The sequence below is a fragment of the Paenibacillus radicibacter genome, assembly GCF_024721995.1.
Taxonomy (GTDB): domain Bacteria; phylum Bacillota; class Bacilli; order Paenibacillales; family NBRC-103111; genus Paenibacillus_AM; species Paenibacillus_AM radicibacter.
The window spans coordinates 390896-415190 of the sequence record NZ_JANQBC010000003.1 but is presented as its reverse complement, the minus strand read 5'-3'; the positions used below and the strand labels follow the sequence as shown (position 1 = coordinate 415190).

The following is a 24295-nucleotide window of genomic DNA, read 5'->3' as shown; positions in this document are numbered from 1 at the left end:
ATCATTTGACAACCAAATTGCAATGTGGTAATTTTTAGTTATCAAATGACAAGTAAATTGGAGGCTGCATGATGAACGTACTTATGATTTTTACGCATCCCAATCACAAAAGTCTGACCTATGCGTTTGCACAGGAGGTTATTAAAGGGTGTACCGACAATCGGAACATTACCGCAATAGAAGTTCTTGACTTATACGCGGAACAATTCGATCCGGTTCTTGTATTTAATGAAACCAAGAGACGAAGAGATATGTATACAGACCCTAAACTTGAGAAATACAGAAAGCAAATCTCGTGGGCAGATAAGATCGTGTTTGTGTATCCGATCTGGTGGGGGCGACCGCCAGCGATGCTGCTTGGATACATCGATCAGATGTTTAGCTCTGGGTTTGCCTACAAGGATCATGGAGGGCTCTTGCCAGAAGGGTTGTTGAAAGGTAAATCGGTGTTGTGCATCTCTTCGATGAAAGGTCCGACTTTCTATCCGTTATTGTGGTTGAACAATGCACATAAGATTCTGATGAGAAAGGCACTCTTTTCTTATGTTGGGATTCGCAAAGTGAAGTTCTTCGAGTTCGGTAATATGGAAAGTAAGAAGGGAAAACATGAGAAGAAGCTGGATAAGGTAAATCGGTATTTTCAAGCATTGAGGGTGTAGTAGAGCAGGACTTATATAAATTTTCGTGGAATATATCTCGAATAAAAATCCAATTATTTCACAAAAGTAACTTATTGGAAAATGTGATTCAAAGTCGATATAATGATGAAGTACGAATATAATTTGATTAGAAAAAGGTGGCGAGTTTAATGGAAGCAAGCGATCAAGCAATCATCACAATCGAAACTACAGTACAAGCACCAGTTGAAAAAGTATGGGCCTACTGGAATGAGCCACAGCACATTACGAAATGGAATACAGCTTCCGAAGAATGGCATACAACTAAAGCCGAGAACGATCTAAGAGTTGGCGGGAATTTCTCTTCTAGAATGGAAGCGAAAGATGGCAGTTTTGGATTTGATTTCGGTGGGGTTTATGATGAAGTAAATGTAAACGAGCTTATTGCTTACACAATGGGTGATGGCCGAAAAGTAAAAATTACATTCACGAGTGAAGGCGACACGACTAAGATCGTTGAAGTATTTGACGCGGAAGCTTCCAATCCTGTTGAAATGCAACAAGCGGGCTGGCAAGCCATCCTTAATAATTTCAAGAAATATAGTGAATCCAACTAACCTTCCTTCGGGAAGGTTTTTTTCATCCTTATATAGAAAAAGACGAGGAAAAACAACCGCAGAAAATTCATGAAAAATAGAAAGAGAGTGTTTGTGTGAAAAGGAAGATTTTCAATCCTACAAAATGGTGCAAGAGATGTTGGATGTGTAGTTCAAATCCTTGATATTATGTCTCTAAAGGGAGGTCATATGAATGGATTTTGCAAAATTAAATGAAGCGCTGAATTACCTGGAAGAGTATCTTACAGAGGAAATCGACTGGAAGGAAGTAGCGAAGCGAGCTTGCTGCTCGGAGTATCATTTTTCGCGAATGTTCTCTACACTTGCGGGGATTACGCTATCCGAGTACGTTCGTCGTAGACGCTTGACACTCGCAGCATTCGAGCTGCAAGCGGGTGACCTCAGAGTCATTGATGTAGCTGTTAAATACGGCTATCAATCAGCAGATGGATTTTCAAGGGCATTCCAAAACCTGCATGGCATCTCCCCTTCTTCGGTAAAATCTCAAAGCTTCGCGCTAAAAGCTTATCCACGCATGACCTTTCAACTAACCATTCAGGGAGGAATCGCAATGGATTATCAAATTGTGGAGAAAGAGTCTTTTAAAATCGTAGGAATGATGAAGCGGGTGCCGATTCAATTTAATGGGGTCAATCAGGAAATTGCGGGAATGTGGCAAAGCTTAACCCTAGATAACATCAATGAGCTCAAGGCATTGTCCAATGTTGAGCCAAAAGGGTTGATTCAAGCTTCTAATAATTTTTCCGAAGGAAGAATGGAGGAAGAAGGGCACCTTGATCACTATATTGGAGTAGCGACGCATAGCGAATGTCCGGAACACTGGACACAATTGGAGGTGCCAGCAACAACTTGGGCGGTGTTTGAGGCTGTAGGTCCTTTTCCCGAAACATTGCAGAACATATGGGGGCGTATCTATTCGGAATGGTTCCCATCCGCTAATTATGAACTAACGGCTGGCCCCGAAATTTTATGGAATGAGGGCAAGGATACGACTTCGCCGAAATTTAGAAGCCAGATCTGGATACCGGTTATACAAAAATAAGTTATAGAACAGAACAGGGCAGTAGCAGTCACAACCATCTAAGTGATGTTTAGGACCACTACTACCCTTATTTTAATAATCCAATAAACGTCCATCGTCGTTCCATTGCCCATATAGCTTATTCATCCGCGTGTTCTCAATAAATTTGTCCAGCCGTTTCTGGTACAATTCGATGTCAGCCTGCACGGACTGGATATTATCTATCCTTATTCTTACATAGAGATTAGGCAATGCTTGATAATTACGATACAGTTCTTCTTCCCCGCGCAATTGCTCCAAGATATTATCCTGAATTTGAAAAGATTCCGTACTCATATCGGGCAATACTTTTCTTCCTGCATCTGTCATGAGTCCTAGCTTCTCAAGCCGCCGAACACGTTCTTTGTTGAGCTCGGTCCAACTGCTCCTCTTCTTACGAGGGGAGAATCGCTGCCCAGTTTGCGTGTCATCAATTCGCTTTCTGGTGCTATCAATCCACCCATAACACAGAGCTTCTTCAACAAAATCAACGTAACTTTCGGGACTATCCTTGGATGTAATTAACCAGCAGTAGTTCGCTGTATCATGATTTTCTTGCAGCCATTCCCGCCATTCGTGTCTCGTGTGTGGGTGTACAGTTTGATCGATGACCATGATAACCATCCTCTCTAGCATTACTAGTAGAAATAAGTATTAACCTATCTTAGTCTCATCATAACTTTCTTGCTCTGATTTGGCGAAATAGGCGATGAGAAAGTCACGAAACTTACTTGCAGCAAGGGACAAGTAACGCTTCTCGTTCCATACAATTTGGAAATTACGTTCGCATACAGGGAACTCAATAGGGAGTAGCCGGATCGGCGAATTAGGGCCACCGCAGTTTCCTACAATGGCAACGCCCAGACCAGCTCGGACAAGGCTTGTAATGGCGGAAGGCTCATCGACACGACAGACAAATTTAGGTGCGATCCCTGCTTGTTGAAACAAGATATCGTTCATCTGCTGAATAGGAAACTCTTCCTTATATCCGATAAAAGAATCTTCCGCGAGCTCGCTCAATCGGATGCTTTTCCTCTCAGCAAATCGATGCCCTATAGGAACACCTAGATACACTTTATCTCTCAAAACAGATACAGAGTTAATGTCAGGTTGCTCGATCGACAGTGCTGTAAAGCACATATCAACCTCTCCGACTTCTAACAAGTGGGTCATCTCATACATAGAAGCCTGTGTGATCTGAAAGTTTACTTCTGGGTGCATAGCGAGAAATTCACCTAGTGCATCAGATAGTCGATCCAGCGTAGAGGTTGCAAGCCGAATACTTCCATGATCAAGTCCAGCAAGTTCAGAGACCTCTTTCTTACCTTCTTCGAGTAGTGATAATGCCTTCTCAACTTTGTCCAGAAACAACTTACCGAATGTATTTAATCGAATCTTGCCGGGATACCGATCGAACAAGGGAACACCGACATCACTTTCTAATCTTGATATCGTCTTGCTTAGCGCAGGTTGTGCGATGTGTAATTCTTGTGCTGCCTTTGTCATATGTTCTAATCTGGCTACTGTACGAAAGTATTGTAACTGCAGTAATTCCATGTACATTTCTCCTTCCCATACACCCGAGTGTATGGATCTTATGTCATAACATATATTATCAATTATTTTACATATTAGTGTAAAATATAGGATATTAGAAAGGCAAGATAAATAAGACGAAAAATTCAATAAATTAAATAACGATTCTGAGGAGGAATTAGAATGGGACAATTAAAAATCGGTATTATTCTCGGAAGCACACGTCAAGGGCGCGTAAGTCCACAAGTTGGGGATTATGTGAAGCAAATTGCGGATCAGCGTGGCGATGCGAGCTATGAGATCGTAGATATCGCGGAGTATCAGTTACCTTTTCTAGGGGAAGGTACAGGTGAAGAGCCTGGACTCACAGCTTGGCCGGCAAGACTTGCGACCCTGGACGGATTCGTCTTTATTGTGCAGGAATACAATCACAGTATTACGGGAGCACTCAAGAATGCACTCGATTTAGCCCGTGTGGAGTGGAATCATAAAGCGGCAGGTATTGTCAGCTACGGTTCTACAGGCGGAGCGCGTGCTGCTGAACATTTACGCGGAATCTTAGGAGAGTTGCTCGTAGCGGACGTTCGTGCGCATCCTACATTCTCCTCTTTTACAGACTTTGAAAACTTTAGTACGTTTAAACCTGCAGAATTGCATATCGCGAAAGTAAATGCCATGCTGGATGAAGTTGTGAAGTGGAGCATTGCACTTAAAACGATCAGATAATTTCATTGTTCTTGCAATGGACTAATAAATTGAAAGTCACCGTGAGGTGGCTTTTTTATTTCAAATATTACGATGTCACTATTGTTGAGGTATAGGTTATATTTGTTAAATAGAATTGAATGTAGGAGGAACAACAGTGACAAGCCCTATTCATGATTATGAGCACTTCCGTAACAGCATTCCACTCTTAAGTCCTAGCATCAAGATCGAACGTATCCATAAGGGATACTCCAGCGATGAGAAATACATCATCTATAACAGTGAGGGGACTGCGCAGTATGTATTTCGAACGTATAGCATGGATCAGGATGCGAATAAGAGATTGGAATATAACAACCTTCAGTTGATGGAACAATATGATGTGCGCTGTTCAAAGCCAATTGAAATCGGAGTTCTTCCCGAGCAAAAATTGGGGTATATGATTGTGTCATTCGTTGAAGGGAATGAGGCATCCGAGGAGTTGCCGGTATTAACGGAAGAGCAACAATTCAAGATCGGCGTGCAATCGGGACTTGAGCTTAAGAAAATCACCCGAATTATAGCTCCCGATTCGATTAAGCCTTGGGATGAGCGAGTGATTGCTAAACATCAACGCTACCGAGTAGAGTATGCCAAATGCGGTGTTACGATCCACCACAATGACAAGTTACTCTCCTTTATTGATCGGAATCTGCATCTGGTGCAGAATCGACCGAATCTTTTTCAACACGATGATTTTCATGTAAGTAATCTGATCGTAAGGAACGGTAATTTGTCTGGGATAATTGATTTCAATCGATCCGATTGGGGAGACCCCATTCATGAGTTTGTAAAAGTGGGGATGTTTAGTTCGGAAGTCAGTATCCCATTTTCCGTAGGTCAAATACAAGGATTCAACGATCATACGAAACCAAGTGAAGAGTTCTGGCAGTTATACTCCCTCTATCTAGCCATGACGTTAATCTCTTCTGTGGTATGGATCTTAAAGGTTAAACCAGACGAATTGGACGATATCCTGTTGAAAATACACCGAGTGATGGATGATCACGATAACTTTGAGTTGATTGTACCGAAGTGGTATAGCGATTACGCAATTTATTCATAAACTACCCTTGCTAATAGAATGACCGGAGAAGCTGAAGGTGCTCCCCGGTCATTTTTACTACATTATAAACTTCCATATCAGCCAAGAAGCAAAGGCAGCAACCCAAGACACAATCCCAAAAACAACCACAATCGTATTCTCATTCCAGCCATATTTAAGACTGAAGTGAAAGTGAATCGGTGCCATACGGAACATTCTTAGCTTTGTTCTCTTGTAGTACCACACTTGTATAATAACGGAGAACTGCTCTGCAATGAAGATGAAGAATAGGAGCGGTATCAATATTTCAACCTTTTCAATGACTGCTAGGAAGGAGAGTGATCCCCCGATTGCCAGTGACCCTGTGTCACCCATAAACGCTTTTGCTGGATAAATATTATATAAGAATAAACCTAACAAGCAGCCAATCATCACAAGTGAAAAAGTCTGAACTTCAACTCTGTCCGATATAGCAAAAAAGAAAAAGAATGTTGGGATCGAAACATGGATCAGAAGACCATCAAGCCCGTCCGTAAAATTAATTGCATTCGCTGAGCCGACAATCAGAATCGACATGATCAATATATATATAACAATTGGTAAATGCAGTGTGTATCCATTAAAGATTGCAATGTCTGTGCTTAAATCGAACTGAAACAATAATACAAATAACAGGATGAAAGTAAATCCGAATTGAAGGATTAATTTCGTTCTTCCCGAGATTCCAGATGGATCTTGAAAAGCAGCCTTTTTATAATCGTCCATAAATCCAATTAAGCTAAACAAAATAAATGTTGCCCCTAAGAACAAGACCCATGGTTTAGGGTAGAAATAGGTGGAGATAACGATTCCAACAAGCAAGATAATGCCCGCCATAAGCGGTGTCCCGCGTTTCGCTTGATGATCAGGAGGCAGTTCGGCTCGGATCGGTTGCGTGAGCTTTAAGCTTCGTAGTCCCCAAATTAGAACAGGCGTTAACAGTGCCACAAGTACAAACGAAAGTCCGAGCGCACCCCATACTGAAGTTTCCATGAATCGTTCTCCTTCTACTGTTTCATTTCAGCTAAATTTGTTGTTTCTAACAGTAAGAATATAGTTTTGTGGTAATATAGTCAAAAAAGTCTGTCAATTATAATTAGGAGTTTTGTTCATATTATATTTTTTCGCGATAAAAAAAATCACTACTAACAATAGGATATTTTTGTGATATGATAGGTAAATAATACTTAAAGGTATAACTTAGCCCTGTTATATCTGAAAATTAAGTAGATTTATTTGTTTTCAAATATACTGTTAACAAGGGCGACTACAATTCCCTTTTCCCTGAGTATATGAGGTTTTATGCGCTCAGGTTGATTCATTTTACTATTAGATTGTTTTTGGTGGTACAGTCGATTTTCAAAGTAAACCAGTACAGCGCAACGAAGAAACTCGAATGGCAGCTACTGAATGATAGAAGTAAACCAAACGTTATAACCTTTGCATGTCGTGGGGGATGGGCTTTGGTTCTTATGTATGCCTAGAGTTTAGTGGAACGCTTCTCACGTCTTACTCTTACACGATCTATTTTTTATGAAAAAGATAATCGATCCTATATGAGTAAATATCTTAATCTTAAGTTATAGTGAAAGCATAAGCATAGCAGGAGCGCTTACATCTTTTTTTCCAATATTAGCATGTAAGGGACGGTTAACATGAGCAACAGACAAACCAAATCAGACGTTATTTTAATTGGTGCCGGAATTATGAGTGCGACTTTAGGGTCCATGCTGAAGGAATTAGTACCTGACTGGAAAATTACTGTGTTTGAAAAACTTGCAAGTGCTGGTGAGGAAAGCTCGAATGAATGGAATAATGCAGGGACGGGACACGCTGCACTCTGTGAGCTTAACTACACCGACGAGAAAACTGATGGATCAGTTGATATCACCAAAGCGATCAAAATTAATGAGCAATTCCAAGTGTCCAAGCAGTTCTGGTCCTATTTAGTGAATCAGAACCTAATCAGTAATCCGCATGAGTTTATTATGCAACTGCCTCATATGAGTATGGTACAAGGCGAGGAGAATGTGGAGTTCCTCAAGAGACGCTTTGAGGCACTTACTAGCAATCCACTGTTTGAAGGTATGGAATTTTCCGATGACCCCGATAAGCTCAAGGAATGGATTCCACTCATTATGGATGGGCGGACTTCAAGTGAACCTATTGCGGCAACAAGAATCGAGACGGGAACGGATGTTAACTTTGGTTCTCTAACTCGCATTTTATTTGACCACTTAGAGAGTAAAGATGTCTCGATTCAATACAACAATCAAGTAATGGATATGAGACGGACAAGCGATGGACTATGGGAACTGAAAGTTCGTAACCTAGTGAGCGGCACTACTGAACGTCACACAGCGAAATTCGTCTTTATCGGCGGTGGTGGAGGAAGTCTGCACTTGCTGCAAAAATCAGGTATTCCTGAGGGTAAAGGTATTGGCGGATTCCCGGTAAGCGGACTATTCATGGTCTGTAATAATCCGGATGTTGTGGAGCAACATTATGCGAAGGTATATGGCAAAGCACCAGTTGGAGCACCGCCGATGTCGGTTCCACATTTGGATACACGCTTTATTGATAACAAGAAGTCGCTGCTCTTCGGACCATTCGCAGGCTTCTCGCCTAAGTTCTTAAAGACGGGCTCGATGTTCGACTTAGTCACTTCCGTTAAGCCGAGTAACGTCCTGACGATGCTGGCAGCTGGTGCCAAAGAGATGTCACTAACGAAGTACTTGATCCAACAAGTGATGTTATCCAAGGAAAAGCGTATGGAAGAACTGCGTGAATTCGTTCCGAGTGCGAAGAGTGAAGATTGGGATCTTGTCGTAGCGGGACAACGTGTACAAGTGATCAAGGATACGGAATCAGGAGGCAAAGGAACGCTGCAATTCGGTACGGAAATTGTGAATTCAGCAGACGGTTCCATCGCGGCGCTACTCGGCGCATCTCCAGGTGCTTCAACGGCTGTCTCTGCCATGCTGGACTTGCTTAAGAATTGTTTCCCGCAGCACATCCAAGAGTGGGAGCCTAAGCTTAAAGAGATGATTCCTTCTTACGGAATGTCCTTGTTGAAAAACCCTGAGCTGAGTCAAGAGATTCAAACCTCAACTTCGCAGGCATTAGGTTTAGATAGCGAGCTGCAACCTGCTATATAAATTGTTTCAATTTAAAGATAATTTCAAACAGCCTTCGGCCTCGGTAAGAGGAAGAAGGCTGTTTATTATGCATATCATGATAAAATAGGATTTAGCTGACAATATCCGTGAGGTGAGTATCCGAAAATGAAACAATTATTGTTTAAATATATGACGAAATTTACTAACTTAAGTGAAGAAGAACAACAGAAAATTACAAGTGAAATCCCGGTTGAATCCTTCCCCAAAGGAACAATTCTGCTTCACCAAGGTGAGGTACCTACCAAATGTTATTTTGTGCTTGAAGGATGTGTCAGACAGTACGCTGTTCATGAGAATGGTAAAGAGGTTACGTCTAATTTCTTTACGGAAGAGCAAGCCGTCTCCATATTTAATTCACATCGGACAGATAAGGCGTCAGAATATACCTTAGTCTGTCTAGAAGACTCTGTATTAGTCGTTGGACATCTGGATGTCGAAAGGGATATGTACGATAAATACGGTCAATTGGAAGCGATGACGCGCAAGATGATCGAGGAGATGTTCGGTCAGGTACAAGAGGAGTACGCGGCATTTATCGCTGCTACACCCGAAGAACGGTTCAAGTCACTGTTACACAGGCGTCCTGAACTCATCGAGCGCGTACCCCAACATCAACTGGCAAGTTATCTCGGTATGACACCGGAGTCGTTAAGTCGAATTAAGAAGCGGCTTTCCCGCCCTTAACCAGCATCCATAACCCTAAGCCCAATTCTCCAGCAATCATAGGTGCCATAAATATATAGTTAATCAACGAAATGACCCCCTCATATTGCGGGATAAATGTGCTGGACAGGTGAACGATCATATATCCCGCACCAGCAAGGAGCAGAAGGATGCTAATGATCCTAGGTATAGTCCTAGTTCGGATTGCGATATAACCCACGATTAACAAATGCAAGCCAAATACAATTAACCCCATTGACCAGATGCGTTCAAAAGCTTCTACTTGGTGCAGGACTTGATCTTGTAATTGGATAGATTCAGTTAATGCGTCTGCGCGTTCGATCAACAGCATCACTTCGAGCAAGTGAAATAGAACCGTTCCGAGTATAGCGGTATACATGAGACGAAACCATGCCCCGAGTAGGGATAGCTCTTTATTTATTGGTTTTAGAAAAATGTAAAAAGCCCAAGCGACGATAATGTCGCATAAGAAAATCACAAGCCAGCCGAAGATTTCAGCTTTAAAAAGTGAGCTTGAAGCAAGGATGTTATGGAAGGTCGTGCTGGCGTCTCCTTTTACGATCAGACTAGCATGGATATAGCCATACGCTACAAAAGAAGCAATTGTCATGATGATCAAGGATATGCCTGCAATAAAGGCGGCTTTCCGTTGTTTGAATTGTTGTTGCTCGGTATTAATCATGGATTTCCCCTCCTGAAGATTCGGTGATGTGTTCATTGTAATTGGAGGAGGAAGTAGGCTTCATTGACTTAAATCAAGACGGACAAAATTTTAAGGATTATGAAAGGTTGGTGTTAGAACTTGGTAAGGTGAAACCAGTAAGATATTTGGCTGCCATTATTAAACAAAACCCCCTTTGCAGTAAACCTGCAAAGGGGATTCTTATTAGTAAGCCGTCCAACCTGCATCCGCAGTTACAACCGTCGCATTGACGAAACTTGCATCGTCGGAAGCAAGGAATAACGCCACTTTCGCGATTTCTTCGGGCTCACCAGCACGTGGGTTAAGTTGAATACCAGCCATGGCTCTTTCCATACCGAATGGGTTCGGGCTTGTGATTGTTGTCCCGATATTCGTGCTAACACCACCTGGTGCGATTGCATTACAGCGAATCCCTTTAGGCGCGTATTGGAATCCAACGTTCTTCGTTAATCCAACAACGGCATGCTTCGCTGCTGTATAGGCAGCACCAGCGCGGGAGCCCATTAAGCCACCTGCGGATGCGATATTGACGATAACGCCGCTTTGTTGTTCAAGGAAGATTGGAATTACTTTACGGATGGTTCGCATCGGTCCCGTCGTATTGATCGCGAAGACACGCTCCCAAAGCTCGTCTGTTAAATCACCTGCGGGTACGAAGTTGTCCATTATACCAGCGTTATTAACGAGGATGTCCACCGTACCGTATTGTGCCACGGTTGTATCAATAAGGGCTTGTACATCTTCTTCCTTGGCAACGTTAGCGCTAATTGCGAAGGCAGTTCCGCCACTTGCGATTATTCCATCGACAACGATTTGTGCGGCTTCAACGCAAAGATCGGATACCGCAACCTTAGCACCCTCAGATGCATACAATTCTGCGATAGCTTTCCCCATGCCAGAAGCAGCACCTGTAACAACAGCAACTTTACCAGATAATCTCATGACTAAACCCCTCCGATGTTGTTCAAAGTTTGCAGTACAAATAATCAACAAATGTTCAATAGAGAACATCTGTTACATTGAGTATAATAAAGCAAGGACAGGCATTACAATCAGTAAAAACAGCATGTTTGTTAGCTATTGAACAACTTACTTCATTTTGTTGGATTAGCAGGACGGGGGAATAATTCAAATGATAGATAAACCAGTAACAACGGATCGCCGCATCCTACGCAGCCGTTCCGCCTTGCGCCAAGCCTTACTTACGCTGATGGAAAATAAGCCATTTTCTACGATTACGATTACAGAAATCGCAGAGTTTGCTAATTACAATCGGGGAACGTTCTATACCAATTATGAAAGTAAAGAGGCACTCCTTGATGATGTGATCTCGGAGCTTATTGAGAAATTATTGCTTTCATTTCGTGCACCTTATGAAGCGGTGGAAGTCTTTGATGTGGGGCAGTTGCAAGCTCACTCTGTGATGTTATTCGAACATATTTATGAGCACTCGAATATCTACACCATACTCATGAAGAGTGACATGCTGATGGTGCTGAGAGAGAGAATGTTTACTGCTCTCAAGACGATTGCGATGGAGGAACTGATCTATTCACGTGAGGATGTGGATGAAGAACTTCTAGCCATCTATTCGATACATGCGCTGCTCGGACTCGTTATTCACTGGGTGGAGAGTGGATTTAAGCATTCACCAGCCTACATGCAAGAACAGCTAGTTAAGATTATCAACTACCATCCGACGGTTACCAAACCAGTAATCAAGGCTCGAAGTAAGCAACTTTAGACGCACTTTTATTAAGCGATTCTACGCATCATGTGGAATCGCTATTATTATGAAAAATATTTTGACAATTTGTATACATTTGCATACAATATCAATATTCGTATACATATGTATACAAAAGGAGGACGAATTCATGAGAGAGATGAATGAACATGGAGAGAAGCACTGGAGAGAGCGGCATTCGGGGAGACATCATCATGGTGCCAAAACCTTCCGTCGAGGAAGAGCGCTTGAGTTTCTAAATCGGCTTCGTGTTAAACGTGATTCATTGAAACAACAGCTTGAACAACAAGCGCTGCAAGAAATTAAAATGATTTTACTTGGAGAGCTCAAAGCGATTGAACTGGTTATTGACGAATATACAGCTCACTTTGAGATTCAAGAAAACGATGAGGATACAAATAACTAGAGCACATATCAGGAAGGAAACAATAGAGTATGTGGGAATTACGACGGTATATGAAGCCTTATTGGAAGTTCATGTTGCTTGGACCCCTGTTTATGATATTTGAAGTATTCTTCGACTTACTACAACCTACATTAGCTGCTCACATTGTGAACTTGGGTATTGTTGAACGTGATTTTAGTGTGATTCAACATACGGGGATTACGATGGCTGTTGTAGCGTTATGCTCGTTAATAACCGGTGTATTGTGTAACCTCTTTGCAAGTCAAGCTTCTCAGAACTTTGGGGCGGATCTTCGTGAAGCCCTATTTACGAAGGTTCAGACCTTCTCTTTTGAGAATATGGATACACTTAAGGCTGGTTCGCTTATTACCCGAATGACGAATGATGTTGTTCAAGTGCAGAATCTGATGCAGATTGCACTTCAAGGTCTTGTTCGAGCCCCCAGTTTACTAATTGGCAGTATCGTTATGGCATTGTTAATCAATTTACGATTAGGAATGATTCTACTTGGGACACTCATTGTTTTAGTCACGGTTTTACTTGTCCTTATGAAGTTCTCTTCTTCTTTATTTTCGCGTGTTCAGGGGAAATTAGATGCGGTAAATACAAGAATACAGGAGAATTTAGCTGGTATTCGGGTCATTAAAGCTTTTGTAAGAGCCGATCATGAAACCAAGCAATTCAAAGAATTGAATCAAGACTACACGACAATTTCAATTAAAGCGGTACGTTTTATTGCACTCAACTTGCCGATTATGACATTCATTATGAACACATGTTTAGTCATTATATTGTTATATGGCGGAGAACGAGTGCCGACAGGATCTGTTCTGGTAGGCGATTTGGTTGCTTTTATCAACTATGTTGTTCAAGTATTAGCTTCTTTGTTAATGGTAAGTGCGCTGCTGATGAATGTATCGCAAGCGAATGTATCGGCGAAACGTATTCAAGAAGTATTAACGACACAGCCACATATAAGTGAAGTGAAAAGAGATGAGTTTCTCATCCAGCCCGTTCAACATATTAAGCTCGAAGATGTTGCTTTTTCCTATACAGGATCAACTGAGTTAAGAGATTTAGTACTGCGTGATATTAGTATAGAAGCATTTCGTGGGGAAACAGTCGCTATTATTGGCGCTACGGGATCAGGTAAATCGACGTTAGTCCAACTTATTCCTAGGCTATATGATGTTACGTCAGGTTCAATTCAGTTGGATGGAAAATATATTCGAGATCTACCTCTTGCTGAACTTCGACGTCATATCGGAATGATTCTTCAAGAATCGTTCTTGTTCACGGGTACGATTCGTGACAATCTTGCGTTCGGCAAGCCAGATACGACACAAGATGAGATTGAGTCAGCAGCTAAGATCGCTCAAGCGCATGACTTTATTACGAAGTTGCCAGAAGGCTATGATACACAGCTTGGGCAAAAAGGGGTTAATTTATCAGGCGGGCAGAAGCAGCGGTTATCTATTGCCCGGACGATACTGATGAAGCCATCTATTCTGATCATGGATGATAGTATGAGCGCGCTCGATCTTGAGACGGAAAGACAGCTTCGGATCGCATTGAAACATTTAACCGAAGACACGATAACGTTCTTAATTGCACAACGAATCTCATCGGTTGTTGATGCGCAGAAGATTGTCGTAATTGATGAGGGAATGATTGCAGGTAGCGGCACCCACCATCAATTATTAGAAAATTGCGAAGTCTATCGAGATATTTATCGATCTCAATATGGCAAGCAGGAGGTGTCTTAATGGCGGCTAATAAGACATCATTCGAACAAATGGGCTTTCGCCAAGGTCAAGGTCCGCTGCATAGAACACCGGCCAAAGTCAGTGTGAATAATGTACGGGGAACGTTAATGCGAGTAGCAGGGTATTTAAAGCGGCAATATAAGTCACTCTTCATCGTGGTGTTATGTACGATCATCACGTCATGCTTAACGCTATTAGCCCCTTATTTGATCGGCAAAATAATCGATGATTATATTGTTCCACAGCAATATGCTGGGTTTGTTCGAATGGGACTGATTTTATTTGGCATTTACTTATCAGGGGCTGTGTTTACTTGGGTTCAACAATACATGGCATCTAGCTTATCTCAGAATACAGTTCGAGACATGCGACAAGACTTGTTTGAGCATTATCACGAGTTGCCGGTTTCATTCTTCGATCAGAAAACGCACGGTGAATTAATGAGTCGGACGACCAATGATATTGCTAATGTCTCGAATACATTGAATCAGACAGTCGTACAACTCATATCTAGTGTATTGATGCTAGTCGGTAGTGTCATTATGATGCTTAGTTTAAGTGTATGGATGACGCTCATTACCATCCTAACGGTTCCGCTTATTGCCTATATCACGAAGAAAATTACGAAGTACACGCGGCAATATTTTTCGCAGCAACAGAAGCATCTTGGAGAAGTGAATGGATTCATTCAAGAAAATATATCGGGGTTAAAAGTGACGAAAGTATTCGGTAGAGAAGCGAAATCCATTGAGCAATTTCGTGAGATCAATGAGAAACTGCGAGTAGTTGGACTGAAAGCACAGCGACTCTCGGGTTCCATGGGACCGATGATGAATACGATGCGTAACCTTAACTTTGTCATAATCGCAGTATTCGGCGGTATCTTCGCCTATCACGACATTGTTACGATTGGTATAATTGCCAGCTTCCTTAATTACTCGAACCAGTTCAGTCAGCCGATCAACCAGTTAGCAAACCAATACAACATGTTCCAATCTGCTGTTGCAGGAGCAGAGAGAGTGTTTGAAATCATGGATATCGACCCCGAGGATCGGGCAGAGGGTAAATCCCACTCGATTGCTCCTCTTAAAGGTGAAGTGGTGCTTGATCGTGTCAATTTTGGCTATAAACCCAATGTCACTATCTTGAAAAATGTATCCTTGCATGTCATGCCAGGTGAAATGATTGCGCTAGTAGGACCTACAGGAGCAGGGAAGACGACGATTATTAATCTATTAACACGGTTCTACGACATCGAGTCGGGGCAAATTCGAATGGATGGTATAGACATCAAGAGTATAAGCAAACAGGCATTACGCGAGCAGATTGGGCTTGTCCTGCAGGATGCTTATGTGTTCTCTGGAACGATTCGAGATAATATCCGTTATGGTCGATTAGACGCTACGGATCAAGAAGTAGAAGAAGCAGCAAGATTAGCGAATGCGGATACGTTCATTAGGAAGCTATCTGATGGATACAATACGTATTTAAATGCAGAGGGCAATAATTTAAGTCAGGGGCAAAGGCAGCTACTTACGATTGCACGCGCCATACTTGCTAATCCATCTATATTAATTCTAGATGAGGCAACGAGCAGTGTGGATACAAGAACAGAACTCCATATTCAAGAAGCGATGAAGTCATTGATGAAGGGAAGAACTAGCTTTGTGATCGCTCATAGACTAAGTACAATTCGAGAGGCAGATCGAATCTTAGTCATCAACGACGGCGAAATTATGGAACAGGGAACGCATGAACAATTGTTAGAGCAACAAGGGTTTTATGCCAAATTGTATCAGAATCAATATGTGCAGGGCTAACTCAATTAGATATCTATAACGAACGAAGCCACCCCTAATGGAGTGGCTTCGTTCTATGCTTATTAACAATCGTATTAATTGCGAATGAGGTAATCAAACGCGCCGAGTGCTGCAGTTGCACCAGATCCCATCGAGATGATGATCTGCTTGTAAGCACTATTCGTGCAGTCGCCTGCTGCGAATACGCCTGGTAAAGTCGTTGAACCGTGGTTATCGACTACGATTTCGCCCATACGAGTGCGCTCTAGCGTGTCTCCTAACCAGTCCGTGTTCGGTACAAGTCCGATCTGTACGAACACGCCTTGCAGTTCAATGTGCTTCTCTGCGCCTGTATCACGTTCGATATAGGTAATACCAGCAAGCTTGTCCGTACCGGTTAATTCCTTCGTCTGAACGTTCTTCAGAACCGTTACGTTCGGCAAGCTGTTTAGGCGATCTTGCAAGACGGAGTCTGCTTTAAGTTCTGGAGCAAACTCTAGAACCGTTACATGTTTCACGATCCCTGCAAGGTCAATTGCTGCTTCAACACCGGAGTTACCGCCGCCAACAACTGCAACATCTTTTCCAATGAAAAGAGGACCGTCACAGTGCGGGCAATATGCAACACCTTTGTTCTTGAATTCAGCTTCACCTGGCACACCCATGTTGCGCCAGCGAGCACCTGTCGATAGAATAACCGTCTTACTCTTCAGAACAGCACCGTTCTCAAGTTCAACCTCGATCAGATCTTTCTTCTCAAGACGAACTGCACGCTGTGTCTTCATGATATCAACGCCATACTCTTTGACTTGCTCTTCAATGCTAGCAACAAGCTTAGGGCCTTCTGTATATTTCACACTGATGAAGTTCTCAATGCCGAGTGTATCGTTTACTTGACCGCCGAAGCGCTCTGCTACGATACCTGTGCGAATTCCTTTGCGTGCTGCATAGATTGCTGCACTTGCACCGGATGGACCGCCGCCGACAACAAGAACATCAAAAGGTTCTTTATTCTCAAACTCAGATGCATCGGGGCCTGTACCAATTTTGGCAAGCAATTCTTCGATCGACACGCGGCCGCTCTCGAAAAACTCACCATTTAAGAAGACGCTAGGTACGGACATAATGTCTTTACTTTCGACTTCTTCCTTAAATACAGCACCATCGATCATCGTGTGTGTAATGCCTGGATTATAGATACTCATGAGGTTTAGGGCTTGTACAACATCTGGACAGTTATGGCAGCTTAAGCTGATATACGTCTCGAAGTTGAATTGACCGCGTACGCTCTTGATTTGATCCAGTACACTTTGATCTACCTTAGGCGCTCTACCGCTAACTTGTAGCAGTGCAAGCACTAAGGAAGTAAATTCGTGACCAAGCGGAGTTCCAGCAAAGATAACGCCTGTGTCTTCACCTACACGATTGACGCTAAAGCTTGGTGTACGAGATAATTCGACTTTCTCGACAGTAATTCGGGAAGACATGCCGGAAAGCTCATTGATCAGTTCCATCATTTCAGCAGAAGCATTATCTTCTCCTGCACTAACTTTAAGCACGATATCGCTTTCTAATAGTTGAAGGTATTGCTCTAGCTGTGATTTGATTTCGTTATCTAATGCCATAGTTGAAAACCACCTTAAACCTTAAATTTTACCTACAAGATCTAGGCTTGGCTTAAGTGTAGAACCGCCTTCTTGCCACTTAGCCGGGCAAACTTCACCTGGATGATTACGTACGTGCTGAGCCGCTTTAATTTTGTTGATAAGCGCGCTTGCATCACGGCCGATACCGCCAGCAGTAATTTCAACAGCTTGTACAACGCCGTCTGGATCGATGATGAATGTACCGCGGTCAGCAAGACCTTCTTCTTCGATTAATACGTCGAAGTTACGGGAGATTACGTGGGATGGATCGCCAATCATGATATATTTTACTTTACCGATTGCAGCAGATGTTTCGTGCCATGCTTTGTGTGTAAAGTGAGTGTCTGTGGAAACGGAGTATACTTCAACGCCAAGTGACTTCAAAGTTTCATATTGATTCTGAAGATCTTCAAGCTCAGTTGGGCAAACAAATGTAAAGTCAGCAGGGTAGAAGCATACAATGCTCCACTTGCCTTTGAAGTTTTCGTTGGAAACCTCGATGAATTTACCGTCTTGGAATGCATTAGCTTGGAAAGGTAGAATTTCTTTACCGATTAGTGACATTTGTAATATCTCCTTTATGGTTTAATAGTGTATAAGCATAATCAGAGGCATAAAATTATGCGATCTGAATCCTTATTTATAATAATTATTATTTAATAAAATGTACAATCTGTCAAGCTGTTTTCTAAAAACTAATAAATGATAATTTTTGAATAAATGCTGATGTACCATCACTTATTATGCACGTATTTGTTGCGGAGTATAACGACTCCTAGTTCAATTTTCACATATTAAGATAGTTCGTGCAAGTTATGCATCTTTCGACAAAGCGGAACCACTCCTAATGTAGGAGTGGTTCTTTATTGTATACAGAGAATCCACGTAATAATCGGCTGCAACAAATGGTTTCTTTACTTTAATAACTAAACTGCACAATATGGGAATACAGATTGCGGAGGGTGAGTGATGTGATGTGATGATATTTGGTGAGAAGATCAAGAGTGAACGTAAGAATAAAGGATGGTCCCAAGAAGAATTAGCAGAAAAGCTATATGTCAGGTTCGATTGGTTCAAGCATTGTGAAAGATCAATATAAAGAAGGCTAAGGAAGCTGCACATAGAATGTCGTATGCGCATGGAGCGTGCTTTTGGCATAAATCTTACCTTTGTGCTGGTCGACTATGGATTTAGCGATGGCGAGTCCAAGGCCATAACCCCCATTCTCGCGTGAGCGGGATGGGTCTGCACGATAGAAGCGATCGAAGATCCGATCGAGATGTTCAGACATGATCCCTTCACCCGTATTGGATACGGTAAGCAGAATATCGGTATGCCGCTTGTTCAGTTGTAAAGTGATAGTGCCTTTAGGTGCTGTGTATTTAATCGCGTTATCGAGCAGAATGATGCATAGCTGTTTAATTTGCTCCTTATTGCCTTGGAAGGTGATGCTCGGTTCAATGTCATAACGCAGCGAGATATTCTTCTCATAAATAACAGCTTCCATTATAAGAATGACACTTTCAACGACCTCGCTAATGTTAAACGGGGCGAAGCTCATGCTAATGCTGGCTTGAGCATCCTCCATCTCGGTTAAGTACAATAAATTATTGGTGAGCGTCTTCATACGTTCGGTCTCCGATTGTATGTGGTGAATCCATTTCGCTTGGCTCTGAATCGTCTCTTCGGGGCTCGTGAGTAGTAAATCCGTATTGGTATGAATAATCGTAAGCGGTGTTTTGAGTTCGTGGGAGGCATCGGCAATAAATTGCTTCTGCTTATGGAATGCTTCCTTCACGGGTGCGATATAACGGTTGGCGAAGAATCGGCTCATGAAGAAGATAATAATGAGCATAAATAGTCCAACGGCGATGAAAGTAATGATCAGATTGGACAAAATGGTGAATTGGGAGGTCACGTCGAGATAGATAATCGAGTATCCAGGCTCAAGATTCTGTACGGCATAGAACCATTTGTATCCATCCAGGTTAAATAGACCATTATGCTCGGGTGTAAAAGCGACTTTATTCTTTGCTCGATCGTAAAAGTTGTCCTTCATTTCAAATATAGAGTCAATGGCTGTGATGTTCCATAACGAATCTGTCTTTAGTTCGAATGAAAGCGAGAGGCCAGGCTGTAGATAGGTGGTACTCATCGGATAGGGATGCTGCTTATCTTTGCGTTCACTATCAGGTTTATCGTAGAACTTGGATACGTTATCCATCTCCTTATGGATATCTCGACATATATTCTGATACGTAAAAGAGTAAATCGCAAAGAAAGCTACGAGCAACATACAAGAGATAATAACCATGTTCAGGATCAGGAATCGATTACGAAGTCGAGTGAACATTAGGGCGTTACCTCGAGTACATATCCGACACCTCGAATGGTGCTAATGCGCACTGCTGATTGTAGAAAGGATAATTTTTTGCGCAAAAAAGAGATGTAGACTTCCACGTTATTGTGTTCCACTTCAGAATCGAAACCCCAGAGCTTTTCAATCATATGTTCTTTGGAAGCGACGGTATGTTTTCTTGAAATGAGAAGCTCGAGCAGCTTACTTTCCTTGAGTATGAGTTTCAGTTCTTTCCCATTGCACATTAGCTTAAGGTTGTTTGTATTCAGTTCAATATCCCCGAACTTTATCGCATCCTCTGGGACAACTTCGCCTTTGCGGCGTAATGCCGCTCGTATTCTCGCCAGCAGCTCCTCGGATGAGAACGGCTTGGCGATGTAGTCATCCGCCCCGTAATCGAGTCCCAGTACCTTATCAGATACATCTCCCTTAGCTGTCAGCAGTATAACAGGCATCGATATCCCTTGTTTGCGAATTGTCCGCAAAATCGTAATGCCGTCCATTTCGGGCAGCATTATATCGAGGAGTACGAGGTCATATATTCCACTTCGGACATGATCAAGTGCGGCTGCGCCATCATGCACGATGTCAATTGAATAATGGTTTCTTTTTAACAATTGAGTAAGGGCTTCTGCCAGACCCAGTTCGTCTTCCACGATTAATATTCGCATGTGTGCTCCTCCGCGCTCCTTTATAAATAGAAAAATTTATACCCTCAATTATTATAACGATGAAAGCGTGAAATCACCTATATTTTTGTAATAAATGGAAAATAATTTAAAAATTTAAGATTCATTAAAGGTTCGGACTCTAAGATACAAACGAGGCATGGTGAGCTTAAGACATAAAGAGTAGAGGAGTGAAGTGCAGGGAGTCCATTGCCAGCTTGTGAAGAAGGAATGACTGCGATTTCGAATTGCATATTTGGGAGGGTATCTATGAAGAAGGGTTTAATTCTAACGGTGACAGCGGTCGTTATCGTAGGCTTGGGGATTGGTGGTTATACCGCATTTAATCGTTATTTGGGCAACAACATCGAGATTCAGTCTGTAACAGGCAAAGAAAGCACAGCGGGAACAGCTGTTGCTGCCGATAAGTTGAATGGGAAGTGGGATATAGCAAGCGGCTCGAAAGTGTATTGGACCGTTACGACTTCGAAGGAACCGATTAATTTTCAGAATGAGTCGGTTAAAGGGCAATGGCAGGTTGATCTGAATCAAGCAGCTGTTATGAAAGGTAATGGAATCGTGGATATGAATGGTCTAAATTCGGGTAACGACCAGCGCGATAGCCATGTGAAGGAGCGTGAGGATCTACTGGAGACGAATCATCATCCAGAGGCCACGTTTGAAGCGAAATCGTTCTCTGCTATTCCGAAAGAGTGGAATGAAGGTGTAGCGATTCCTTTTATAGTAGAGGGAGTTCTGAAGGTGAAAGGCAAAGAGAAGAATGTGAAGTTCGAATCAACGGCGATGTATAAGAATGGGCAGCTTCTGTTATCAGGTAAGACGAAGGTCTTGTTCAGTGATTTTGGGATGAAGAATCCACAAACAATTGTACTGGAAACACAAAATGAGCTTGATGTACGGCTTGAGCTTGTATTGAATAAGGTGTAGAGATAAATAATGGGAGTGAGGAGAGCAGACGCTGCTCTCTTTTTGCATGAGGGGATATATGTACGAAATGCACATAATAAAGGACTGCTCGAAATAAATCTCGAACCATATAATAGGTAATAAACGATGCTGTTAATTGAGGGAGATACAATGACTGAGAATACAAAGAAGATAAACGAAGGATGGAATTTCAACAATAGTTACGCACAGCTGCCAGAGAAGTTTTATACCAAGCAAGAACTGAATCCGGTTAGTAACCCAGAGTTCATTGTGTTCAATGAGCGATTAGCGGAAGAGCTTGGGTTACATACAGAGGCGCTACGAGGAGCCGAGAGTGCTGCTGTCTTTGGTGGCAATCGTGTGCCAGAAGGGGCAGAACCGCTCGCACAGGCATATGCAGGGCATCAATTCGGGCATTTCACAATGCTCGGTGATGGCAGGGCAATACTGTTAGGTGAACAGATGACGCCGCAAGGGGAGCGTGTCGATATTCAGCTCAAAGGATCAGGTAGAACGGCGTATTCCCGCCGAGGGGATGGTCTGGCATCTGTTGGACCGATGCTGAGGGAGTATATTATGAGCGAAGCGATGCATGCGCTTGGTATTCCGACGACACGCAGCCTAGCGGTGGTAGCGACGGGTGAGCCTGTCTATCGCGAAACAGAGCTTCCAGGGGCTGTTCTAACGCGCGTTGCAGCGAGTCACTTACGAGTAGGAACTTTCCAATTTGCGGCGCAATGGGGCACATTAGAAGAGCTACAAGCGCTTGCGGATTATACGATAAACCGTCATTATCCGGAGTTGATCGATGCGGAGAATCGTTATCTGGCATTGCTTGAAGCGGTGATGAAGCGTCAAATTCGCCTGATCACGAAGTGGCAGCTTGCTGGATTTATTCATGGGGTCATGAATACGGATAACATGGCAATCAGCGGAGAGACAATTGATTACGGGCCATGTGCTTTCATGGATACGTACGATCCTATGACGGTGTTCAGCTCGATTGATCGAGAGGGGCGCTATGCCTACGGCAATCAGCCATATATCGGTGCATGGAATTTGACCCGTCTGGCCGAATCGTTGCTACCGCTTATAGACGAGAATGAGCAGCAAGCCATTAAGCTTGTTGAAGACACACTTGGGCATTATTCGGCGTTGTATCGGGATAGTTGGCTAGATGGGATGCGCGCGAAGCTCGGTATTTTTAATGAAGAAGAGCAGGATATGGCATTAGCGGAAGAGCTGCTTAGTCTGATGCAAAAGCATCAAGCGGACTATACGAATACGTTCGTGGCTCTTACATTTGGAAAGCTTGAGCAAGGGGGACTACTGTGTACATCGGAGTTTGCGAAGTGGTTGGAGCAGTGGCAAGCAAGGCTTGATAGGCAATCACAATCGCGCGAAGAAGTGGAGCAGCTGATGCGAAGTAGTAATCCAGCCGTGATTCCACGTAATCATCGTGTTGAAGAAGCATTGGACGCGGCTGTGAAGCAAGGGGATTATAGTGTGATGGAGAAGCTACTAGATGCACTTGCCGACCCGTATGCGCATCGCTTGGAACAAGCAGAATATGCAACACCACCTGTACGATCTGATCGACCTTATCGAACGTTCTGCGGGACGTAAGGTGACGTAAAATTCATAGTGAAGCTCATGGCATGCTAACAAGTGTCATGAGCTTTTTTTCATAACGAATAAGGATTGAATGCTTCTTTCCATAATTGCATAATGATGGAATTTGGCAGCAGCTCAACTTGATGGAGGTGGAATTCTAATGGTCGTTGAAATCATCCGGTACCAACTTGCAGCGGATCTGGCAGAGTCGTTTGTTCGGGCGTATCAAGAGGCAGGCGTATATTTGGATCGTTCCCCGCACTGTCTAGCTTATGAAATCACGCAGGGTGTGGAGGAGCCGAATCATTATATCATTAGAATTGAGTGGGATTCGGTTGAAGGTCATATGCAAGGCTTCCGACAAGAGGAAAATTTTCAGCATTTCTTCGCACTTGTGAAGCCGTACTTTAGCAGCATTCAAGAGATGAAGCATTATCGGATAATAAGGACATGATGACCAAAGGTCGGCTGGAAGCCTTAAGTGACGGTGTCATTGCCATTGTTCTAACGATTCTGGTTCTCGAGTTTAAAGTGCCCCACCTGGAAGCAGGTGAAGGGGATGCAGAGCTGTTTAGCAGTTTTATTCATAGTTTACCTGTTGTACTCAGCTATGTGATCAGTTTCTTAATTCTCATCGTCTGGTGGATGTCACATCATCAACTATTGCACGCCGTCAAACAGATTAACCGCACCACGATATTCCTCAACGGTATTTTCCTCATGTTTATTGCCCTCATTCCTTACCCAACTGCTCTAATGGGCGAGTATCCCGAGCTTCGATTCCCTGCGATCCTTTACGGCGTCATCGGTCTATTGTGCGGTGCGAGTTATTACGGGTTGTATCATCATTTGTTAAAAGTAAATGTGGATCATCCTTTCACATCGAATCGCAGCGCAGTTTCATTCAAAGGTACATGGCTCTTTCTCGTTGTGTATTTGGTTGCCATTGGCTTCGCTTTTATTACCCCTTACTTGTCAGTTGCCGTGTATGCAGCGATCCCTATTTATTTCTTCCTGAAAAAATGGGATGATTGGCTGCCAGTGACAGCTTCACGTCATCTATGGTATATTCCTTCCTTAAAGTCCAGAAAATAGGG

At 42.8% G+C, this 24295-nt stretch carries 24 protein-coding genes; 15 read left to right on the top strand and 9 right to left on the bottom strand.

Annotation, left to right across the window (positions count from 1 at the left end):
- Positions 1 to 71 precede the first annotated feature (71 nt).
- From NV379_RS09615 to NV379_RS09605, 3 genes are all read left to right on the top strand, one after another.
- Positions 72 to 659, top strand: a complete 588-nt coding sequence (locus NV379_RS09615; protein ID WP_258207070.1) for an NAD(P)H-dependent oxidoreductase — start codon at positions 72 to 74, stop codon at positions 657 to 659.
- A 149-nt stretch (positions 660 to 808) separates the two neighbouring features.
- Positions 809 to 1234: an SRPBCC family protein gene (locus NV379_RS09610; protein ID WP_258207069.1), complete on the top strand. Its 426-nt coding sequence runs from the start codon at positions 809 to 811 to the stop codon at positions 1232 to 1234.
- Positions 1235 to 1427: 193 nt separating this feature from the next.
- Positions 1428 to 2297: an AraC family transcriptional regulator gene (locus NV379_RS09605; protein WP_258207068.1), complete on the top strand. Its 870-nt coding sequence runs from the start codon at positions 1428 to 1430 to the stop codon at positions 2295 to 2297.
- 72 nt (positions 2298 to 2369) lie between these two features.
- Here NV379_RS09605 and NV379_RS09600 read toward each other — a convergent pair whose 3' ends face one another.
- Both NV379_RS09600 and NV379_RS09595 read right to left on the bottom strand, forming a co-directional pair.
- Positions 2370 to 2930, bottom strand: coding sequence for a YdeI/OmpD-associated family protein (locus NV379_RS09600; protein WP_258207067.1), 561 nt, complete (start codon positions 2928 to 2930; stop codon positions 2370 to 2372).
- Between the two features lie 39 nt (positions 2931 to 2969).
- Positions 2970 to 3872: a LysR family transcriptional regulator gene (locus tag NV379_RS09595; protein WP_258207066.1), complete on the bottom strand. Its 903-nt coding sequence runs from the start codon at positions 3870 to 3872 to the stop codon at positions 2970 to 2972.
- 162 nt (positions 3873 to 4034) lie between these two features.
- On the opposite strand from NV379_RS09595, the gene NV379_RS09590 reads away from it, so the two are divergent.
- Entirely contained in the window at positions 4035 to 4577 is a 543-nt protein-coding gene (locus NV379_RS09590) for an NADPH-dependent FMN reductase (protein WP_258207065.1), read from the top strand.
- Between the two features lie 136 nt (positions 4578 to 4713).
- Entirely contained in the window at positions 4714 to 5661 is a 948-nt protein-coding gene (locus NV379_RS09585) for an aminoglycoside phosphotransferase family protein (protein ID WP_258207064.1), read from the top strand.
- Positions 5662 to 5718: 57 nt separating this feature from the next.
- On the opposite strand, the gene mraY is transcribed toward NV379_RS09585, so the two are convergent.
- Positions 5719 to 6672: a phospho-N-acetylmuramoyl-pentapeptide-transferase gene (mraY, locus tag NV379_RS09580; protein ID WP_258207063.1), complete on the bottom strand. Its 954-nt coding sequence runs from the start codon at positions 6670 to 6672 to the stop codon at positions 5719 to 5721.
- A gap of 662 nt (positions 6673 to 7334) precedes the next feature.
- Here mraY and NV379_RS09575 point away from each other — a divergent pair.
- Together NV379_RS09575 and NV379_RS09570 are read left to right on the top strand one after the other, a co-directional pair.
- On the top strand, positions 7335 to 8837 hold the full coding sequence (locus tag NV379_RS09575; RefSeq protein WP_258207062.1) for a malate:quinone oxidoreductase: 1503 nt from the start codon (positions 7335 to 7337) through the stop codon (positions 8835 to 8837).
- Between the two features lie 126 nt (positions 8838 to 8963).
- The gene (locus tag NV379_RS09570; RefSeq protein ID WP_258207061.1) at positions 8964 to 9542 is read left to right on the top strand and encodes a Crp/Fnr family transcriptional regulator; all 579 of its coding nucleotides are present in this window, start codon (positions 8964 to 8966) and stop codon (positions 9540 to 9542) included.
- Here NV379_RS09570 and NV379_RS09565 read toward each other — a convergent pair.
- Both NV379_RS09565 and NV379_RS09560 read right to left on the bottom strand, forming a co-directional pair.
- Positions 9517 to 10224 (bottom strand): DUF4386 domain-containing protein, encoded by a 708-nt coding sequence (locus NV379_RS09565; RefSeq protein WP_258207060.1) that lies wholly within the window; start codon positions 10222 to 10224, stop codon positions 9517 to 9519. The genes NV379_RS09570 and NV379_RS09565 overlap by 26 nt on opposite strands.
- Positions 10225 to 10428: 204 nt before the next feature.
- Entirely contained in the window at positions 10429 to 11187 is a 759-nt protein-coding gene (locus tag NV379_RS09560) for an SDR family oxidoreductase (RefSeq protein WP_258207059.1), read from the bottom strand.
- 190 nt (positions 11188 to 11377) lie between these two features.
- Between NV379_RS09560 and NV379_RS09555 the strand changes: the two genes are divergently transcribed.
- The 4 genes from NV379_RS09555 to NV379_RS09540 all read left to right on the top strand — a co-directional run bounded on the left by NV379_RS09555 (position 11378) and on the right by NV379_RS09540 (position 15984).
- Entirely contained in the window at positions 11378 to 11989 is a 612-nt protein-coding gene (locus NV379_RS09555; RefSeq protein ID WP_258207058.1) for a TetR/AcrR family transcriptional regulator, read from the top strand.
- 133 nt (positions 11990 to 12122) lie between these two features.
- Positions 12123 to 12398, top strand: a complete 276-nt coding sequence (locus NV379_RS09550) for a hypothetical protein (RefSeq protein WP_258207057.1) — start codon at positions 12123 to 12125, stop codon at positions 12396 to 12398.
- Between the two features lie 50 nt (positions 12399 to 12448).
- The gene (locus tag NV379_RS09545; RefSeq protein WP_308860272.1) at positions 12449 to 14164 is read left to right on the top strand and encodes an ABC transporter ATP-binding protein; all 1716 of its coding nucleotides are present in this window, start codon (positions 12449 to 12451) and stop codon (positions 14162 to 14164) included.
- Positions 14164 to 15984, top strand: coding sequence for an ABC transporter ATP-binding protein (locus NV379_RS09540; RefSeq protein ID WP_258207055.1), 1821 nt, complete (start codon positions 14164 to 14166; stop codon positions 15982 to 15984). Before NV379_RS09545 ends, NV379_RS09540 begins: the two co-directional genes overlap by 1 nt.
- Positions 15985 to 16058: 74 nt before the next feature.
- On the opposite strand, the gene ahpF is transcribed toward NV379_RS09540, so the two are convergent.
- From ahpF to NV379_RS09520, 4 genes are all read right to left on the bottom strand, one after another.
- Entirely contained in the window at positions 16059 to 17588 is a 1530-nt protein-coding gene (ahpF, locus tag NV379_RS09535) for an alkyl hydroperoxide reductase subunit F (protein WP_258207054.1), read from the bottom strand.
- Positions 17589 to 17609: 21 nt separating this feature from the next.
- Complete coding sequence (gene ahpC / locus NV379_RS09530; RefSeq protein WP_258207053.1) at positions 17610 to 18173, bottom strand: alkyl hydroperoxide reductase subunit C; 564 nt, start codon at positions 18171 to 18173, stop codon at positions 17610 to 17612.
- A 541-nt stretch (positions 18174 to 18714) separates the two neighbouring features.
- Positions 18715 to 19962: a sensor histidine kinase gene (locus NV379_RS09525; protein WP_258207052.1), complete on the bottom strand. Its 1248-nt coding sequence runs from the start codon at positions 19960 to 19962 to the stop codon at positions 18715 to 18717.
- The gene (locus NV379_RS09520; protein ID WP_258207051.1) at positions 19962 to 20639 is read right to left on the bottom strand and encodes a response regulator transcription factor; all 678 of its coding nucleotides are present in this window, start codon (positions 20637 to 20639) and stop codon (positions 19962 to 19964) included. The genes NV379_RS09525 and NV379_RS09520 overlap by 1 nt, the downstream gene beginning before the upstream one ends.
- 267 nt (positions 20640 to 20906) lie before the next feature.
- On the opposite strand from NV379_RS09520, the gene NV379_RS09515 reads away from it, so the two are divergent.
- The 4 genes from NV379_RS09515 to NV379_RS09500 all read left to right on the top strand — a co-directional run bounded on the left by NV379_RS09515 (position 20907) and on the right by NV379_RS09500 (position 24293).
- Positions 20907 to 21584 carry a YceI family protein gene (locus tag NV379_RS09515; RefSeq protein WP_258207050.1) on the top strand — a complete coding sequence of 226 codons (678 nt, stop codon included), beginning with the start codon at positions 20907 to 20909 and terminating at the stop codon, positions 21582 to 21584.
- Between the two features lie 150 nt (positions 21585 to 21734).
- Positions 21735 to 23210: a protein adenylyltransferase SelO gene (locus NV379_RS09510; RefSeq protein WP_258207049.1), complete on the top strand. Its 1476-nt coding sequence runs from the start codon at positions 21735 to 21737 to the stop codon at positions 23208 to 23210.
- 112 nt (positions 23211 to 23322) lie between these two features.
- Positions 23323 to 23652, top strand: coding sequence for an antibiotic biosynthesis monooxygenase family protein (locus NV379_RS09505; RefSeq protein ID WP_258207048.1), 330 nt, complete (start codon positions 23323 to 23325; stop codon positions 23650 to 23652).
- Positions 23649 to 24293: a TMEM175 family protein gene (locus tag NV379_RS09500; RefSeq protein WP_258207047.1), complete on the top strand. Its 645-nt coding sequence runs from the start codon at positions 23649 to 23651 to the stop codon at positions 24291 to 24293. The genes NV379_RS09505 and NV379_RS09500 overlap by 4 nt, the downstream gene beginning before the upstream one ends.
- Positions 24294 to 24295: the final 2 nt, after the last annotated feature.

Bases quoted from the DNA above. Each gene is read 5' to 3' on its own strand.
- NV379_RS09555 (WP_258207058.1), top strand. From the start codon at position 11,378: ATGATAGATAAACCAGTAACAACGGATCGCCGCATCCTACGCAGCCGT.
- mraY (WP_258207063.1), bottom strand. From the start codon at position 6,672: ATGGAAACTTCAGTATGGGGTGCGCTCGGACTTTCGTTTGTACTTGTG.
- NV379_RS09500 (WP_258207047.1), top strand. From the start codon at position 23,649: ATGATGACCAAAGGTCGGCTGGAAGCCTTAAGTGACGGTGTCATTGCC.
- NV379_RS09510 (WP_258207049.1), top strand. From the start codon at position 21,735: ATGACTGAGAATACAAAGAAGATAAACGAAGGATGGAATTTCAACAAT.
- NV379_RS09545 (WP_308860272.1), top strand. From the start codon at position 12,449: ATGAAGCCTTATTGGAAGTTCATGTTGCTTGGACCCCTGTTTATGATA.
- NV379_RS09520 (WP_258207051.1), bottom strand. From the start codon at position 20,639: ATGCGAATATTAATCGTGGAAGACGAACTGGGTCTGGCAGAAGCCCTT.
- NV379_RS09570 (WP_258207061.1), top strand. From the start codon at position 8,964: ATGAAACAATTATTGTTTAAATATATGACGAAATTTACTAACTTAAGT.
- NV379_RS09615 (WP_258207070.1), top strand. From the start codon at position 72: ATGAACGTACTTATGATTTTTACGCATCCCAATCACAAAAGTCTGACC.
- NV379_RS09575 (WP_258207062.1), top strand. From the start codon at position 7,335: ATGAGCAACAGACAAACCAAATCAGACGTTATTTTAATTGGTGCCGGA.
- NV379_RS09610 (WP_258207069.1), top strand. From the start codon at position 809: ATGGAAGCAAGCGATCAAGCAATCATCACAATCGAAACTACAGTACAA.
- NV379_RS09565 (WP_258207060.1), bottom strand. From the start codon at position 10,224: ATGATTAATACCGAGCAACAACAATTCAAACAACGGAAAGCCGCCTTT.
- NV379_RS09590 (WP_258207065.1), top strand. From the start codon at position 4,035: ATGGGACAATTAAAAATCGGTATTATTCTCGGAAGCACACGTCAAGGG.
- ahpC (WP_258207053.1), bottom strand. From the start codon at position 18,173: ATGTCACTAATCGGTAAAGAAATTCTACCTTTCCAAGCTAATGCATTC.
- NV379_RS09540 (WP_258207055.1), top strand. From the start codon at position 14,164: ATGGCGGCTAATAAGACATCATTCGAACAAATGGGCTTTCGCCAAGGT.
- NV379_RS09525 (WP_258207052.1), bottom strand. From the start codon at position 19,962: ATGTTCACTCGACTTCGTAATCGATTCCTGATCCTGAACATGGTTATT.
- NV379_RS09600 (WP_258207067.1), bottom strand. From the start codon at position 2,930: ATGGTCATCGATCAAACTGTACACCCACACACGAGACACGAATGGCGG.
- NV379_RS09550 (WP_258207057.1), top strand. From the start codon at position 12,123: ATGAGAGAGATGAATGAACATGGAGAGAAGCACTGGAGAGAGCGGCAT.
- NV379_RS09515 (WP_258207050.1), top strand. From the start codon at position 20,907: ATGAAGAAGGGTTTAATTCTAACGGTGACAGCGGTCGTTATCGTAGGC.
- NV379_RS09605 (WP_258207068.1), top strand. From the start codon at position 1,428: ATGGATTTTGCAAAATTAAATGAAGCGCTGAATTACCTGGAAGAGTAT.
- NV379_RS09560 (WP_258207059.1), bottom strand. From the start codon at position 11,187: ATGAGATTATCTGGTAAAGTTGCTGTTGTTACAGGTGCTGCTTCTGGC.
- ahpF (WP_258207054.1), bottom strand. From the start codon at position 17,588: ATGGCATTAGATAACGAAATCAAATCACAGCTAGAGCAATACCTTCAA.
- NV379_RS09595 (WP_258207066.1), bottom strand. From the start codon at position 3,872: ATGGAATTACTGCAGTTACAATACTTTCGTACAGTAGCCAGATTAGAA.